General features: G+C 66.5%; 12 protein-coding genes, 1 tRNA gene and 1 pseudogene. 5 read left to right on the top strand and 9 right to left on the bottom strand.

Features of this window, described 5'->3' with window-relative positions; all coding sequences use genetic code 11:
* Positions 1-68: 68 nt before the first annotated feature.
* Positions 69-689 carry a transposase gene (locus K6I34_RS16165; protein ID WP_308294016.1) on the top strand — a complete coding sequence of 207 codons (621 nt, stop codon included), beginning with the start codon at positions 69-71 and terminating at the stop codon, positions 687-689.
* A 46-nt stretch (positions 690-735) separates the two neighbouring features.
* Here K6I34_RS16165 and K6I34_RS16160 read toward each other — a convergent pair.
* From K6I34_RS16160 to K6I34_RS16145, 4 genes and pseudogenes are all read right to left on the bottom strand, one after another.
* Positions 736-819, bottom strand: a tRNA-Leu gene (locus K6I34_RS16160).
* Between the two features lie 308 nt (positions 820-1,127).
* Positions 1,128-1,985 carry a hypothetical protein gene (locus K6I34_RS16155; RefSeq protein WP_229326712.1) on the bottom strand — a complete coding sequence of 286 codons (858 nt, stop codon included), beginning with the start codon at positions 1,983-1,985 and terminating at the stop codon, positions 1,128-1,130.
* A gap of 471 nt (positions 1,986-2,456) precedes the next feature.
* Positions 2,457-3,815, bottom strand: a pseudogene (locus tag K6I34_RS16150) (IS481 family transposase); the annotation flags it as partial.
* A gap of 24 nt (positions 3,816-3,839) precedes the next feature.
* The gene (locus tag K6I34_RS16145; RefSeq protein WP_229326710.1) at positions 3,840-5,225 is read right to left on the bottom strand and encodes a lytic transglycosylase; all 1,386 of its coding nucleotides are present in this window, start codon (positions 5,223-5,225) and stop codon (positions 3,840-3,842) included.
* A 434-nt stretch (positions 5,226-5,659) separates the two neighbouring features.
* Between K6I34_RS16145 and K6I34_RS16140 the strand changes: the two genes are divergently transcribed.
* Together K6I34_RS16140 and K6I34_RS16135 are read left to right on the top strand one after the other, a co-directional pair.
* The gene (locus K6I34_RS16140) at positions 5,660-6,163 is read left to right on the top strand and encodes a hypothetical protein (RefSeq protein ID WP_229326708.1); all 504 of its coding nucleotides are present in this window, start codon (positions 5,660-5,662) and stop codon (positions 6,161-6,163) included.
* Between the two features lie 72 nt (positions 6,164-6,235).
* A complete protein-coding gene (locus K6I34_RS16135) occupies positions 6,236-7,069 on the top strand; it encodes a transposase family protein (RefSeq protein ID WP_229326706.1) in 834 nt (277 codons plus the stop codon).
* A 387-nt stretch (positions 7,070-7,456) separates the two neighbouring features.
* On the opposite strand, the gene K6I34_RS16130 is transcribed toward K6I34_RS16135, so the two are convergent.
* Positions 7,457-7,981: a DUF6355 family natural product biosynthesis protein gene (locus K6I34_RS16130; RefSeq protein ID WP_229326704.1), complete on the bottom strand. Its 525-nt coding sequence runs from the start codon at positions 7,979-7,981 to the stop codon at positions 7,457-7,459.
* A gap of 463 nt (positions 7,982-8,444) precedes the next feature.
* On the opposite strand from K6I34_RS16130, the gene K6I34_RS16125 reads away from it, so the two are divergent.
* Complete coding sequence (locus K6I34_RS16125; RefSeq protein ID WP_229326702.1) at positions 8,445-8,852, top strand: helix-turn-helix domain-containing protein; 408 nt, start codon at positions 8,445-8,447, stop codon at positions 8,850-8,852.
* 164 nt (positions 8,853-9,016) lie between these two features.
* The gene (locus K6I34_RS38890; protein WP_374230937.1) at positions 9,017-9,157 is read left to right on the top strand and encodes a hypothetical protein; all 141 of its coding nucleotides are present in this window, start codon (positions 9,017-9,019) and stop codon (positions 9,155-9,157) included.
* A 252-nt stretch (positions 9,158-9,409) separates the two neighbouring features.
* Here K6I34_RS38890 and K6I34_RS16120 read toward each other — a convergent pair whose 3' ends face one another.
* The 4 genes from K6I34_RS16120 to K6I34_RS16105 form a co-directional block, all read right to left on the bottom strand.
* A complete protein-coding gene (locus K6I34_RS16120) occupies positions 9,410-10,966 on the bottom strand; it encodes an FAD-binding oxidoreductase (RefSeq protein ID WP_229326699.1) in 1,557 nt (518 codons plus the stop codon).
* The gene (locus K6I34_RS16115; RefSeq protein WP_229326697.1) at positions 10,963-11,883 is read right to left on the bottom strand and encodes a glycosyltransferase family 2 protein; all 921 of its coding nucleotides are present in this window, start codon (positions 11,881-11,883) and stop codon (positions 10,963-10,965) included. Before K6I34_RS16115 ends, K6I34_RS16120 begins: the two co-directional genes overlap by 4 nt.
* Before the next feature lie 745 nt (positions 11,884-12,628).
* A complete protein-coding gene (locus tag K6I34_RS16110) occupies positions 12,629-13,885 on the bottom strand; it encodes a hypothetical protein (RefSeq protein ID WP_229326695.1) in 1,257 nt (418 codons plus the stop codon).
* Positions 13,882-15,231, bottom strand: a 1,350-nt coding sequence (locus K6I34_RS16105) for an O-antigen polymerase (RefSeq protein WP_229326693.1), incomplete at its 5' end; no start/stop codon positions are given. The genes K6I34_RS16110 and K6I34_RS16105, both read right to left, overlap by 4 nt.

The raw sequence follows: 15,231 nt of genomic DNA, 5'->3' as shown, positions 1-15,231 counted from the left end.
GCGCAGGTGCCCGCTCACCGGGCGATCGAGCGGGACGACGCGGCCGTCGAGGTGTGGAAGGACGAGGTGTGGCCGCGGGTAAAAGCACCGCGGCGGACCTGGGCGCCTACATCTGCTTCGAGGACGAGGCGGGCCAGGGCCTGAGGCCGCCCAAGGGACACACGTGGGCATCGCGCGGCAAGCGCCCGGTGGTGTGCGTGCGCGGCAGCAACCGGGGCCGGGTGAACATCGCCGGCGTCCTGTGCTTCCGCGCCGGTGAACGCTCCCACTTCTTCTACAAGCTGCACATCTGGCACGGGCGTAAGCGCGAGTGGAAGGCCTTCACCTGGCAGGAGTACCGGGACCTGATTGTCCTGACCCACCGGCAGCTTGGGGCCCCGCTCGTGTGGTGCTGGGACAATCTCAACGTCCATCTCGCCCGGCAGCTCGCTGACTTCGCCCGGGAGAACGAAGCATGGTTACGGGTGTTCCAGATGCCCTCGTACGCTCCGGACCTCAACCCCGCCGAATGGGTCTGGTCGCTGTTCAAGCGCTCGATCGCCGACTTCGCCGCCGCAGACCTCAAACACCTCGTACGGGTCACCAAGCGCAAGCTCAAGAAAATCCAGTACCGACCTCACCTGATCGACAGCTGTCTCGCCGCAACCGGCCTGGCCATCGAGCCACCGGACAACGCCAGTTCAACCTGAGTACTCATGCCCCAACCAAGAGTTCCGAATTCACCGCAATAAAAAGTAGGCGAGGCGGGATTCGAACCCGCACGCTCTTATAGAGCGACAGATTTTAAGTCTGCTGCGTTTTCCGTTACGCCACTCGCCCAAAATGGTAAGAAACTACCTCTGCCTCATGGATTTCCATGCTGAATTTGGTAGCTGCCTGGGCCGTCCGGCCTCCGCCATCACGAGTTGATCTTGCGTCGCCGGGAGTGGATCAGCTCGAGGTATGCCCGACCGGTTCGTACGGGACGCCGAGCATGGAAGATACGGAAGCAGGCGAGGCTCCTCGGACGAAGCACGGTGCGTGAGAACACCAGCGCAACGATCAGGAGCCTCGCCTCGTTACTCCATCTGCCCAGCCCGTTTCACCCTACAGACTAGGACGAAAAGGATCCATTTACGGGACAACCATTATTTAGCTTCGCCATTCACCCACGGCACGTTCAATCCTTCTTTCTCCTTTTTCACGTCCCTAACGTTGTCCGCCTTGTCTTTGCTGGCATTTTTATTAACATCCTTCTCCCTCACTGCCCCCATTTTTGAAAGCCCGGAGTCGTCAATCCAATACGAAGATCTTTCGCTCACCCCTGTAGCTTTGATGCGGCGCCACTTTTGGCAGGTGGGATCGATGAATCCATCCGCCCGCTTGAGGCATTGAAAAATTACAATATTCACCTTTCCGCCAGCCGCCTTAGAGGCCAGTCCTAGTGGGGAAAAAAAGTCCCCGAAACCCGAAACCACCGATGAGAAAGTTAACCCATCAGTTTTGCCTAGACCGCTTAAACACTTACCGTGGAGAGCAATCATGCTGTGCTCCATCTCGAAGGCGGCTTTACGGAAGGCGGCCTTCGCCGATTCTGTGATGCCTGCCACACTGTCTGAGGTTTTCGCCAACTCCCACGCGCTCACCAGCGCATCACCCGCATCTGCAATCTTTTTGCCAGATTTCAGGGCTTGTAGGCCAGCTCCAACAGTCTTCAATTGCTTATACGCGCCAGCCGCCCCTCCGGCTGCGTCCACAAAGCCAAGAAGCGCCTTACCCAATTCCTCTTTTTCATTCTTGTATACGAAAATGCTCACAGTGTTTTCCAGGTCATTCCTAAACCACATCCCGCCGAGCGCATCACCCTGAGGAAAGCCGTATTTGTGATTAGGGTCAAGAACTCCTTTTGATTTCAGGCCTTCCTTGTAGATGCTGTAACGTCCCGTGGTCTTGTCCTTCACCATGCAATCCAAAAATGACCCTTTGTTTGGGTCATCGGCGTGCACGGGTGTCGGAAGAATGAAAACCGAAGTAAGCAACGCTACAGCAATTACCGTCGATGATGATCGTAACGTTTTCATGGATAGGCTTCCGGAACTACTTGCCGTGTGCGTCACTTCGACTCCGTTCGTTAATTGATGATAGTCTCTTCCGCTGTTATGGGAGTCCACTGCGCAACGCCCTGCAATGTCAGATGCGTTTGCAGGGCGATTCGGGCCCGGTTGCCCGGACGTAAACGCTCCAGGTGTAAACGCTGAGGTTTCTTGGGGATCGTTGCCGGGGATTGTCGAGAACGAGGGTGGCTTGGATGGCGGCGGAAGGGGATATCATTTCTGCCGCCACCGAGGCGCCCCGAGTTTCCCGGTAGTGACCCAGTAGGGTTGATCTGTAGCGAAATATGTAAAACAAGCGGCATGCGCTGGCCCCTATTACCTGGAGTTCCGTGAGGAAAGCGTTCCGGCTGGTTCTCACGTCGAACAGGCCGATCCCGAGACGGCCCGGAAAGTCGAAGTGACCCGGAAACCCTGCGCGCATGGGAGCGGCCCGCGCGGTGCCGCAGAAGCGGCCGGCTCGGGGCCTGCCGTCCGACCGCGCAGTCGCAGGTGGGCCAAGTCCTCGGAGCTGAGGCGGGAGTGGCGGGTGCGGATGAGCTCGCCGGCGAGGGTCACGTGGATGCTGCGCAGGTCGGCCCAGATCGTGACCGGGTGCCCGCCCAGCGCGGCAGGGAATTTCAGCTGGTTGTTCCCGGGCAGCACGATCCGTCCGGCCGGGGAGATAACCATGTCGACCTCGACGGCCTCGCCGTCGTCCGGTCCGGCCTCACACTGCGGGATGAGGACCCGCTCGGGATGCGGCTCGGACGGCTCCGCGGGAGTCGGTGGCGCCGCGGGCGCGGGCACGGGGCGGAACCTGGAGATCGGCGTCGCCATGTCCAGAGCCTGGTGCGGCCGACGGTAGTTGTAGGCGTGTACCCACTCCTCGATACTGGCCTGGGCCACCGCCAGTGTCTCGAACGGGCCGCAGGAGTCGAGCAGCTCGCGGCGAAGACTGCCATGAAAACGCTCGATCTTGCCAGTGGTCGTAGGCGAGCGCGGCTTCGTCAGGCGTTGGGTGATGCCGTTCTCGCGGCAGATCCGTTCGAACATCACCTCGGCCGGGAACGGCTTGGTGAACCGCCCCGTGAACTGCTTGCCGTTGTCGGTCAGCACCTCGGAGGGGACGCCGTAGCGGCCCATCGCGTCCGTGAACGCCTGGCAGACCGCCCGTGCGGACTGCTCGACGATGACCTGGGAAATCACCAGGAACCACGAGTGGTCGTCGATGCCCGTGACCAGCTTGCACTCGCGCCCGTCGGCCAGGAACACCCCGCCCATGATGTCGATCTGCCACAGCTGCATCGGGGCGTCCCGCTGCCATCGCTTGTACGTACGGCGATGGCGCTGTTCCTGGTGCTGCACCAGAGCGTTGCGCACCAGCACCCGGTAGACCGTGCTGCGGCCCGGCGCGTTGGGAACACCCCGGGCCTGCAGTTCGTGAGCGATCCGCCGCGGGCCCCAGCGCGGATGAGCACGTCGCAGTTCGCAGATCAGTGCCTCGGTCTGTGGTGGCAGTCGGGTCGGGGACGCCTTCGGCCGCCGCGACCGTTCGGCCAGGCCCTCGTAGCCCTCGGTCTCGAACCTACGTATCCAGGTGTGCAGTGACTGGCGCGACGTGCCGTACTGGCGCGCGACCTCGGCCACGGTGCCGCCCGAGAGCACCTCCTGTACAGCTCGATGCCGGTGCTCTGTCCGCCACTGCCGGTCATCGACGACCGGCTCTTGAGTCTCATCAGTCACGGAAGAAGCATCAGCCACATACCGTCAAGATTGAATAGAAACCGTCGCCGATGTGATGGAACCGTCAATCAAGTCCTGGTGCCACTCTGTAAAGGATCTCCTGAACCCCCACACCGTCAGCACGGTGAATCTGCCTGGCACATCGCCTGCGGTGATGCGTGGTGCGGTGGCGGTGCCGTCGTCGTTTGTCGGGACGGTGGCGGTACGGGCCTTGTTCGGGAAACGTGCGCTGGTCTCGCCGGCGATCTCGAAGGTGACGTAGGCGCCTGGCACGGGTTCGCCGTGTGCGTCCGTGACCTTGACGCTCGGCAGAGTGTTGAACGTGCCGCCCGTTGTGGCGGTCAGTTCGTCGTTGGAGCTGAGTGGTTCGAGGCGGTCGGCCACGGGAGTGGACGGTGCTGGCCGGCTGTGCTTGTCGTCCTGACGGCTGTCGCCCTGGACGGTGCCTGGGTTGGAGGGCGGGGGCGGTTCCGGCGGCTTGCTGGGTGTGTTCTGCTGTGATGGCTGTTCGTTCGGTTCGCCGCGTGCGGTCGGTGTCCGGGGCTTTCGCGCGGGGTGTGTGCTCGGTCGCGGGGTACTTGAGGGGTCCGTGGTGTGACCGGTGTCCGGCGGTGGGTCGGCTTTGCCGTTCTGGTACGTGCGCATCCAGGCTTTGACCGTGTTCGCGTAGGCGCGGGAGTTGTTGTAGCTCAGGAGTGCTGTGTCGAGGTCCGCGGGGTTGTTGAGGTTTTTGTCGCCGGAGCACAGGTAGCGGGCGGTGCCTGCTGCGGCGTCGAAGATGTTGTGGGGGTCCTTGATGCCCAGGCCTCGGCCGTCCGCGCCGTAGCTCTCCCAGGTGGAGGGGAGGAACTGCAGGGGGCCGACGGCGTGGTCGTAGACCGTGTCACCGTCCCACTTGCCGCCGTCGGTGTCCTTGACGAGCTCGAAGGTGCCCCCGGTCAGGGCGGGGCCGATGACCGGTTTTTGGGTCGAGCCGTCGGTGCGCAGGCCGTAGCCGCTCGCGTGCTCGGACTCGACCTTGCCGATGCCGGCGATCAGCTGCCACGGGATATGGCAGTGGGGGTAGCGGTCCTTGGCGAGGCCGGCGGCGTGCTGGTATGCGGCCAGGGCCGTTGCGGGAATGCCCGTGACCGGGCCCCCTATGACGCCGTGCGGAGAGCCACCGGGCGTGCTGGTGCCAGGTCTTGAGATGCCTCCGGGGTGCGCGGCGAGGCCGGGTAGCGCCAGATGGGGGGTCCCGTGCGGCCGACTCTGCGGGTTTTCCGGCTTCGGCGACGGGGTGCTACCGCCCGCGGTGGTGTGCGGCGGGCTGGCGCCCAGGACTGCGGCGGCGAGGCTGGCGAGGAGCAGAGCGGCGCCCAACCCTTGGTGGGAGGCGCCAGTGGCGCGGGTGCGGGGGGGTGTCTTCACGACGACCGGTTCCCTTGCGAACGGGGATATGGGGGGGGGAGGCCCGAGGACGAGGTTCTCCCACGGCCTGAGCGGTGATCGCGCGGCGGAGTCGGCCAGCGGTGTTCTGCAGAAGCTTTTCTGCGGTGCGGAGTTGTCCATGCCCCGGCACCCGGGGCGGCGGCACTGCCGTCGGGGGAGAGCATGGTGCTGCGTGGAGTATGCCGTGCTTGAGGATGTGCGGCAGTGAGGAAGTGTCATCGTGATTCGTGCAGGTCAACGGTCCTGGTGTGAGGAGTCGTTGGGGTGTTCGGGCTGGTGATCGCGGTGATCGTCGCGGGGAGGTCATCCGTCGATCGGCTGCGGGCCGTCTTCCTGGATTCCCTGCACGCTGTGCGCTCGTCCCCTTTACTGTGCGAGCGGGGCCGTGTTGGCGGGCCCGCGGAGGAGGGGGCATGGCCCAGAATCTGATGGTGTGGCTGATAGAGCGCCGCGTCGTGCTGGAAGAACGCGCTGAACAGCTGCGTAAGCAACTGGCCGATACCGAGGCTGAAGTGGCCCGGCTGGGGGCTGCCGAGGTTGTCTACCAGCAGTATCAGGAGGACGCGGAGGCCGGGCACCCCGACGCCGCGGCCTGGCAGCAGGCTCTGGAGGAGGCCACCGGTGGGGAGTCGGCCGTGCCCGTGCGGGGTGCGGGTGCGACGCCGGGCGCCGCGGGCCAGCTGCTGTTCCCGCCTCGTTCTGAGGGCAACGGCCTTCAGGACCTGCCCGCCGACTACCAGGCGATCATGGAGATCGTCGCGGGCGGCGAGGGCCCGTTGCAGGCCAAGGACGTGGCCCGCGAGCTGGGGCTGGAGATGGTGCCGGGGAAGGTGGAGCCGGTGCGTGGGAAGCTGCGCAAGCTGGCCGAGCGCGGCTGGATCATCCGCAACCCCGCCGGACGCTACCTGCCCCGCTGACCCGCCACGGGCCTGGCGCAACGGCCGGTTTCCGCCGCAACGTCAGCGCCCTGGAGGGGAGTTGGGCAGCCTGTGAAGAAGACCAGCCCCGCCGAGGGCACCGTCAGCCTTGTCTACTCCGTGCGCCTGCCGCTGTCCAGCCACACCGTCAACCACGTGGCCGATCTGATCCGCGCCCACCGCAAGAGGATCCGCTCGAGGTGGCGCAAGCTGGACGCCGGGCGGATCGCCGTGATCGCGCTGGCTCACCTGCGCAACGACGAACGGCTGGCCGATCTGGCCGGCGGCGCCGGGGTGTCGGCCTCCACGGTGCGGCGCTGGGTGCTGGAAGTGATCGGCCTGCTGGCCGCGCGCTCTCCGCGCCTGGACCGGGCACTGGCCAAGGTCGCGAAGGACGGCGGGTGCGTGGTGCTGCTGGACGGCACGCTGATCCGCACGAGGCGGCGGACCGGGCGGGCGAACCGGAAGAACTATTCGGGCAAGCACAAGGCGCACGGCCTGCTGTTTCTCGCCCTGACCGACTCGAAGGGGCGGATGCTGTGGATATCCTCGGCCCGCCGCGGCGCCTGCAGCGAGATCACCGCCGCCCGCTACGACAGGCTCTGCGCACGGCTGCGGGAACTGGGCCTGGGCGCGGTGGCCGACCTGGGGTTCGTCGGCCTCGACGATGAGAGCGAACAGCAGCCGGTGGTCATCACCGGTTTCAAGGCGGGCGGCGGCAAGCGCCTCTCATCCCCGAAGAAAGTCGTGAACCGGCTGATCAGCAGCCTGCGAGCACCCGTCGAGCACGGCTGCGCGAGCCTGAAGACCTTCCGGATCCTGGCCAAGGTGCGTATGCACCCACGGCACGCGACCGCGCTGGTACGGGCCCTGCTCGTGCTCACACACCACCAGGTGGCACGCTGACCGACGACCTCCCCGCGACGATCACCTCGATGAGCTGCACGAGTACCCCAACGACTCCTCACACCAGAGCCGTTGACCTGCACGAATCACGATGAAATTTCCTCAGTGGGAGGCGCGGCTCCGGTCGGTGCGGGGTGGGAAACCGGCAGAGCCCCTCGGGCGCTGTGCGGTAGACGTAGACGGTGTCACCACACAGGCGGTGAAGGGCTCTGCCGCAACTGCGCCTGCCCTGTGGACTTCATTTTCACAGGGCAGGGTAAAAAGGGGCGCGCTCGTTCACCCTGCCGTGTGTGGGGTGTTCAGAGCCGCGAGCCGGGGAAGCGGCAGGGCTTCCTGGCTTGACGGTCGACGTCGGACTGCTGGCCGGTGGCCGGAAGGCTGCGCTTGTTACGGTTGGCGGCCGTTGCCTGAGTGGCGGGCTTTGTGAGGGGCCTTGGTGCGGGCAGGCGGTTCTTGCAGGCTCTCGCGGTGTCCGGAGGAAGTGCTGTCGTCCAGATTGTCGGCGGAAGCGCGTCGGCTGTCCTGTAGTCCGGGGTGCTTGAAGGCTGTACCGGCCTCTCGGATGCCGGATGACGGACAGTCCTGCCCCGTCGGCCATGCTTCAAGGATGCTGTCGCCGTAGTAATTTACACGCCCGAGCCAGTTCTTGCCGGGATAGACGCACTTGAAGTAGTTCGTTTTCCCCATCTTCACTTCGATGAGTGTTGATGCGCCGTCATACGCGCCGTCATATGCGCAGTGATTGTAGTAGGCGTCAGTGATTACTTTTTTTGTGTCTTCTTTGAGGTAGAAGCCGCAGTGAGAGTTTCCGTCTGATCCGGATGTGGCGGTTCCGGCCAGAGCCGAGGGTGAAAGACAGAGAATGAGAAGCCCGGCGCCAGCAAGAGTGGATGCTACGCGACTGATGGACATGCAAAACTCCTTTAAGGATGATTGTTGGTCTGAAAGGCATCGATTCGTGAGGCGGGAGAGCGCGGGTGGTGGTGAGGCGGTTGGCGGGGCGTCTGGCTGGCGTGGATACGCGAGGTTTAGCCAGCAGTGGTTTGTTGACGGCAGGCCGGGACGGGGCAAGCCATGGAAGAAGACATCAACTGCGTCCTGGGGAGCCCGAAATGGCGAAATAGCTGCCGTGTTCGCCCGCGCCCGGTCCGCTGGAAGCGTACGCTGCCTAAATCAGTGATCCCTTCGGGGCGCTGGCTCAGCGGCCTGGGTTCCGTGAATATCTGGCTGGCCTACTACTGCCCGGGAGCACAACAAGAAGCTGGCCCCTGCCTAGTGAGCCGGTCTTGAGGTTGATGGTCGCCTCGTGAGTCGCTTTCTGTTCTCCTTCGGGGATTTGGCTGTGGTGGGCCTGCGGCGGCGGTGTGCTGGTGTCATGGGCGACAACAGGCTGCAGCCGCTGGAGTTGGACAAGGACGAGACGGAGATCCTGCGGGGCTGGGCGACGCGCCGTTCGACCGCGCAGGGCCTGGCCCTGCGGGCCCGGATCGTGCTGGAGTGCGGCGAGGGCCGCAGCAACATCGCGGTCGCCGCCCGGGTGGGAGTGGGCCGAACCACCGTGACCAAGTGGCGGACGCGTTTCCTGCGCCGACGGCTCGACGGCCTGTGCGACGAACCGCGTCCCGGCGTCCCGCGCACCATCACCGACGCGAAGGTCGAGGAGGTGGTGGTGCGCACGCTCGAAGAAGCGCCGGAGGGCTCCACCCACTGGTCCAAGCGCGAGCTGGCGAAGACGGTGGGGATCTCGCCGACCAGCGTGCACCGTATCTGGCGGGCCTTCTGAGGTGCCCCGAAGTTCCCGGACAGGGACCCAATAGGGTTTCCCTGGACAGGAAACGAGGAAGCAGTGGCACCACCGAAGAAGTACTCGCCGGAGTTCCGTGAGGAAGCTGTCCAGATCGCGCTGAGTCGAGCAAGACGATCTCCGAGGTCGGTCGGGAACTCGAGATGAACCCGGAAACCCTGCGCGGCTGGGTGAAGAAGCACCAGAAGCGGCAGGAGCCAGCCCCTGACGCGGAACTGACCGTAGGTGAGCGAGCACGCCTGAAGGAACTCGCCTCCAGAGACAGGTTGGGAGAGGGTCAGTGAGCGGGATGTGACTTGTCGCGCCGTGCAGGCAGTGATGATTGAACCGTTCGCCTCAATCAGCGGTTGCCAACTCGGCGTTGCTGGGGTCTTCCAGGGATGCTGTGGCCTGATCGGCCCGGTTATTTTACAGACCGATTGCCGATATCATCAGGGCGTTGCCCAGAACATCTCCGTTGACGCCAATGGGCGCCGCTATCTGTTCGGCGGCCCAGGGGAAGGGTCCCGGCCAAATCCGGACTGGACGGTTCACGCTCAGAATGCTTGTGGGTAGGTGAAGACGCGCTCTGGGTCGTATCGGTGTTTGATCTGTGCGAGCCGATGTGCGGCGTTGCCGTAGTAGGCGGTGCGCCAGTTGGCGAGGGCGGGGTCGGTGTAGTTCTGGTAGGCGGCACCGGAGGCGTACCGCCGCATCGCTGCGTGCATGCCGTCCAGCCATGCGGTCTGGGCGTCCCCGGGGTCGCCGGCCGTCCATGTGGTCAGGTATTGGGCGAGGAACCGGGAACTACGGTGGACGAAGGCTGTTGTGAGGGGTGGTATGCGGTTGATGGCGCCGCCGAGTGCGGTGAGGTGGATGTAGGCGTGCCCGTGGCGTTTACCGAAGGACGCGAGACCTGCGATCAGATGGTGGATGCCTGCTGTGCCGAGGGAGTGGTCGAAGAAGCCGGACCGGGCTGCAAAAGTGTCACGCGTCAGTCCGCCGGCAGGATTACGGCCAGGGACATGTCCGGGCAGGTGGCACTGCGGGGTGGTGTGATGGGCGCAGTGGGCGTGTTCCCTGATGGCGTCGAGGAACGTGCTGCGGCCTAGTTGGAGTGTGGCGTGGGATTTTCCCACGGCGTCGGTGAGCCGGTCGAGGGCGTTCTCGAGGTCGCCTGGTGCGCCGATGGCGACAGTGGTGACGGATATGTGCGGGGTGCTATCGGCTGTGGTGGCGAAGCTGCAGGAGGACCAGATGTGGTCGGGGAGTTCGGGTCCCCATTCCTGCCAGGCCCGCAGCACGCTGGGGGCGGAGTTCCAGGGCCAGGTCAGGTGGCTGGCCATCATGTCCGTCAGGGGGTGGGTGCGGAAGCGGAGCTGGGTGACCACGCCGAAGTTGCCGTTGCCCGCGCCGCGCAGGGCCCAGAAGAGGTCGGGGGAGTGGCCGGGGTCGCAGTCGAGGATGGTGCCGTCAGCGGTGACGAGTGTGGCTGCTGTGAGGTTGTCGCAGGTCAGGCCGTAGGCGCGGGAGAGGATGCCGTGGCCTCCGCCGAGGGCGAGACCGGAGATGCCGGTGGTGGGACAGGTGCCGGCGGGGACAGTGACGTCCTGGTTGGCGAGGGTGGTGTACAGATCGATGAGTCTGGTGCCCGCGCCGGTGACCGCGGTGTCAGACGACACGAGACGCACGGTGTCCAGCAGGGACACGTCGAGGACGAGCCAGCCGTCGCCGCTGGACCAGCCCGCGTAGCTGTGACCACCGCTGCGTATGGCCACGGGCACGCGGAAGCGGCGGGCGAAGGCCAGACACGTCGCGATATCGTCCGCGCCGGTGACATACGCGATACTGGCGGGGCGAAGGCCATCGAAGCGGGTGTTGTACAACTGGCACGCGGCCGCGTAGTCCGTGTCACCAGGCCGGACCAGAGCGCCTGAGAGATCTTTGCCCAGGGCCACCCACTCCGGAGCAGCGGCCTTCCCTGCCGACACCACGGAGGTCCTGCGGCGGACCGAAACGGCCCCACCTACGGCGCTACTGAGCGCGTCGGCACAGCCGCTGGCTGCTGCCAGTTCTGCTCCCCATCCCAGCAGCCTGCGCCTGCTGATGGTCACGTCGCCCTCCCGCCGCTCCTGCAGTACCGGGCGGGCAGGAGCTGCCCTGTGTACCCTTCGCAGCGTCCGAGGATGATGTGAAGGCAGAGGCGTGCTGCATGCGGGCGTAGCCCGATGAGGTTGTAGAGGCCGCGTGCGGCTGGGCGTGCGATCGCGGCAGTGAACTCCCGGCGGCTTTGGTGCAGACGAATGACCTGGCCTGTACCGCGGGCGTACTCCCGTGTCTTGCGAAGGTAAGCGGCCGAGTTCGGAGTTGTATCGGCGTCATCGAATACGGTGATGCGGGGGGAGTAGCCCAGGGAAGCGCCTTGACTGAGGGCCCTCCACAGCAGCTCGGTTCCCTCACCGGACTGCCACGGGGTTGGGCAGCCCACCCCCAGCCCTACGTTGAACACGCCGTACCTTTCGAAGAATTCGCGGCGGAAAAAGCAAGTGGATTCCAGCGCGTGGGTCCAGATGCTGCGCCGGTTGAGCATGAGCGGCTGGTTTCCGGAGCGCACGCGAGACGGTTTCCTGTCGTCAGGTGTGAGTAACCGGCCGGAGACCGCCATGTGGTCGGCCGTGAGTTCTTTGATCGCGTCGGCGACGGTGGTCGGGGTGTACCAGCAGTCGTCATCGGGGAATGCGATCACGTCGCAGGCTGGCAGCGCGGCCAGCCCGTCGTTGCGCCCCTGGGATGCTCCGCTGTGCGAGTTGACCACGGTGACAGGCAGCCTGGGTACCCATGCGGCGGCTACGGACGCGGTTTCTGTCCCGTTGCTCTGGTCTGCGACAACGACTGCGCTTACGGGCATCGTCTGTGCTTCGAGGCTTGCGAACAGCCGTTGCAGCAAGGCTGGCCGGCCGATGGTGGGAACGACGATCCCCACCCTGGGCCGCGATTCGTCTCTTGAACTGTCTCCCGTGGTGTCCGGCACCGTTGGTGAACCCCCTTTCCTTCCTGGGCCCCGAAGGGTGAGACGGCCGGTCGTGCTGGCCGCGGGCGGCAGGGCGCGCTCTTCCCGCCGTCGGTGCACCAAAGTGCACCAAAGAAAGACCGGATGACGGGGAGTGGCTCATGGACAGGTCCGCGGCCTGGGCATGGTGCTCCGTGCTGCCGGGCGGGGCGGGGGAGAGGGAGGACGGCAGGCGGCCGGCGGTGGCCGGGCCCCCACGCCCAGCTTGTGCCGTGGCCGCCTGCCGCTGGGGTGGGAGTCATACGGGCCTGGTGCCGCCCATGCCGTTACGGGCCCCTCTTCCCGTGACATGGTTCGCCGGGCACGTTGCCCGCGTGTCTCCCACGATCTGTCGGCCTGTGGACCCCCTGGTCATCGCTGTATCGGCATACCCCTGTCGGAGGTGTCCTGTTGTCGGCGGGTGAGAGTTCGACCGTCGCCGAGATCTGTCGCGCCTGACTGGCAGAGTTTCTTGTGCCCGCACTCCTGATAGCGCTCTTGTGTCTGCGGAATCCAGCGCGGAACGGGCGCGTGTGGTGCTGGGAGAACGTGCTCCTGAGCGGCACCGGCCCGGAGGAGAGCCGGTGCCGCAGCAGGACACCGAAGCGGAACTTCCCTTCGATAGACCACCTCCCTCCCGTGACTCCGGGGGGGCACTACAAGGCCGTTGACGCTCCCGCCAGGTCGGCTTTCTCCGGAGCGGCTGGGTTCTCGCCCGTGGCCGTGCTCACCGCGCTTCGGGTACCCCCGCCGCGGTGGTGCTCCGGATGGTGCGCTGTGGCCGTCCGTCCGGTGCCGTCGTCAGCAGGACGGTATGGCCGAGCAGGGAGATGACGGCTGCTGATGCCATGCCGGCCGCTGCTCCCGGTGCCGCGTCATAAAGGCCCCCTGTGCAGGCTCCCAGGGGCAGAAGCAGTGCGGAGAGCAGGCGCAAGTACATCAGGGCGCGCTGGTGGTGGAGTGCGCGCAGGGCGGCGAGGGGGCCGACGGCGGCGGCGGAGCATGCCCGGTGCACGGTCATGGCGGGCAGCACCGCCAGGACCACGGGGGCGCTCGGGCCGAGGGCACGGATGTTCCCGCCGTGGGAGAAGAGCAGGACGGCCAGGCCGTAGAGCAGGGTCAGGCCGCCGAGCGCGGCCGCTGCCAGCAGGCACCGGTGACGCAGCGCCGCCATCGTCAGATGCGTGCGGGCGCAGGCGGCGATGGCGGCGACCCGGACGGCGTTGGCCGCGACCGAGCAGGGCCCCAGCAGGGACTGGGCGCCGCGCAGTGCGGCAACGGATTCCAGACCGCCGATGCTGCCGACGAGATACAGGGCGAGGTAAGCACTGGTGGCCAGGGCTGAGGCCTCGGCCAGGTAAGGGCGTGCCAGGTCGCCGTGGCTGCGCCACCAGGCCAGGGCGGCTGGTCTGGGACGGATGCCGGTGGTGGCGGTGGCCAGCAGGGCGGCGGCCAGGGCGCTGGCGCTCCAGGCCGTGGTCAGCCACAGCAGGCTGCTGGTGAAATCGAGGACGAGGGCCAGGCAGGAGCATTGGACAGTCCCCCAGAAGAGGTCGATGGTCAGGGCCCGCCCGGGGCATCCGGCGGCGGTCAGGCCCAGGCGGATCGTGTCGCAGACGATGAGGGCGGGCAGCGCGGCCGCCGCCGGTATGGCCACGGTCCAGGAGATGCCCAGGGCCGTGGTGGCGAACAGAGGGAGCACGGCTGCTCCTGCCAGGGCGAAGGCGAGTGAGCCGCCGGCGGCCTGGGTGAGCGTTGTCCGCCCGGCGGCCAGGGATGCCGGGCGCCGCACCAGCAGGGGTTCGGCGTAGGCGGCCTGGGCGAGCTGGAGCAGGCAGACGCAGTAACCCTGGAGCAGGCAGAAGGCGCCCAGAACAGCGGTGGGTGCCCGCAGGGTGACCACCAGCAGCACGGTCGCGCTGCTGAGCGAGAAGACGGCCTGGTCCGCGAGCGTCAGGAGGTCAGCACGGCGCGCGGTGTTCACGGGACGGGCGGAGGCTCGGCCGGCCGTCCGGTCATGTTCGCCCGGCCCGGGGCCGACGCCACGGTGTCGCCGCGTCGCAGCAGCCAGGCCAGGACGAGGGCGGCAGCCAGGGCGGGGGTGAACCGGCCCTGGCCCCAGTAGAAGTAGCGGCCCAGCTCCAGTGCGCCGACGTACAGCACGCTGTAGGCGATCAGCGCGCCGGGACTGCCGGCCCGGGCGAGACGGTAGCAGCGAACCATCAGGTATCCGAGCACGGCCCAGACCAGGACGGCGCCGGTGGCCCCGTAGTCGTAGAACGGGTTCAGCAGGCCGCCGTCACTGTTCAGTTCAGGGTTGACGTACGCGACGATCTCGTCCCGAGGCGAGGGACCGTGCCACGCCAGCTGCGGGGTCAGGGCCTCGACGGCATGAGAGAGGCCCGGCGCGCGCCGGAGGAAATCCACGGTGTAGTAAGGAAGGTGATGTACTGCCGCGATATGGTCGGTCAGCAGGGCGGAATTGTTGGCGGGGACGGTGTAGTACCCGCCCAGACGGCGGAGGACGAACGCAACATATCCGTCGCCCTGGCCGCGGTGGTACTTCCAGCTGCGGGTGTACTCGAAGACGGCGAACAAGGACACGGTGGCCAGCAGCCCTGCCAGCGGGGCCCACGCCCACCCCCGCCTCCCCGGCACGAGCCGGTGCCAGGCCCGCTGCCGCTGCCGGGCGCGCGGCGCCAGCACCACGGTGATCACCACCGCGGGCATCAGCAGTTCGATCAGCGCGATGCGCTCGGCGTGCAGCAGGGCCCGCAGGCAGGCGAGCACGGTCAGCACCACCAGCGCGAGGGTGTGCCGCCGGCCGGTGGCCCGGGTGTGCAGCAGCAGACAGGCCACGGCCACAGGACCGAACTGGGTGAACGTCGTCACCCCGCTGACCGGATGCAGCAGCCGCTTGCCGGCCTCGAGCCCGCCCTTCTCCAGCCGTACGACCGCCAGCACCTGCTCCCAGCCGTAACCGCGCACCACCGCCACGACCGCCCACGCCAGGTAACCGGCGAGCGTCAGGGACACCAGCACCTGCCCGGCACGCCCCAGCAGTTTCCGCTGCGCGGACGATAGCCACATCGAAGCGCTGGGACCGGGCCCGGCCGGGGAGTCGCGGGAGCCATGGGGTGCCTGGTGGAGTGGGGAGGACACCAGCAGGGCGCCGGCCATGAACGTGCCGAGCCCCGCCGCCATCAGTACAGCGGTCCGTGCGTCGAAGTACTTCGGCGTGTGCCACCAGGTGTCAAACAGCTCCGGCGGCATCACCGCGGCCGTCACCGCCCCCGGCACCACCACGAGCAGGATCGTCCAGCACGGGTG

Source organism: Streptomyces sp. UNOC14_S4 (genome assembly GCF_020740835.1).
Lineage (GTDB): Bacteria > Actinomycetota > Actinomycetes > Streptomycetales > Streptomycetaceae > Streptomyces.
Note: the sequence above shows the minus strand (reverse complement) of the source record. Positions and strands in the feature narration are given on the sequence as shown.

What these genes read in the sequence shown, in the direction of transcription:
- K6I34_RS16130 (WP_229326704.1), bottom strand. Translation starts at nt 7,981, where the DNA reads ATGTCCATCAGTCGCGTAGCATCCACTCTTGCTGGCGCCGGGCTTCTC.
- K6I34_RS16125 (WP_229326702.1), top strand. Translation starts at nt 8,445, where the DNA reads ATGGGCGACAACAGGCTGCAGCCGCTGGAGTTGGACAAGGACGAGACG.
- K6I34_RS38890 (WP_374230937.1), top strand. Translation starts at nt 9,017, where the DNA reads ATGAACCCGGAAACCCTGCGCGGCTGGGTGAAGAAGCACCAGAAGCGG.
- K6I34_RS16140 (WP_229326708.1), top strand. Translation starts at nt 5,660, where the DNA reads ATGGCCCAGAATCTGATGGTGTGGCTGATAGAGCGCCGCGTCGTGCTG.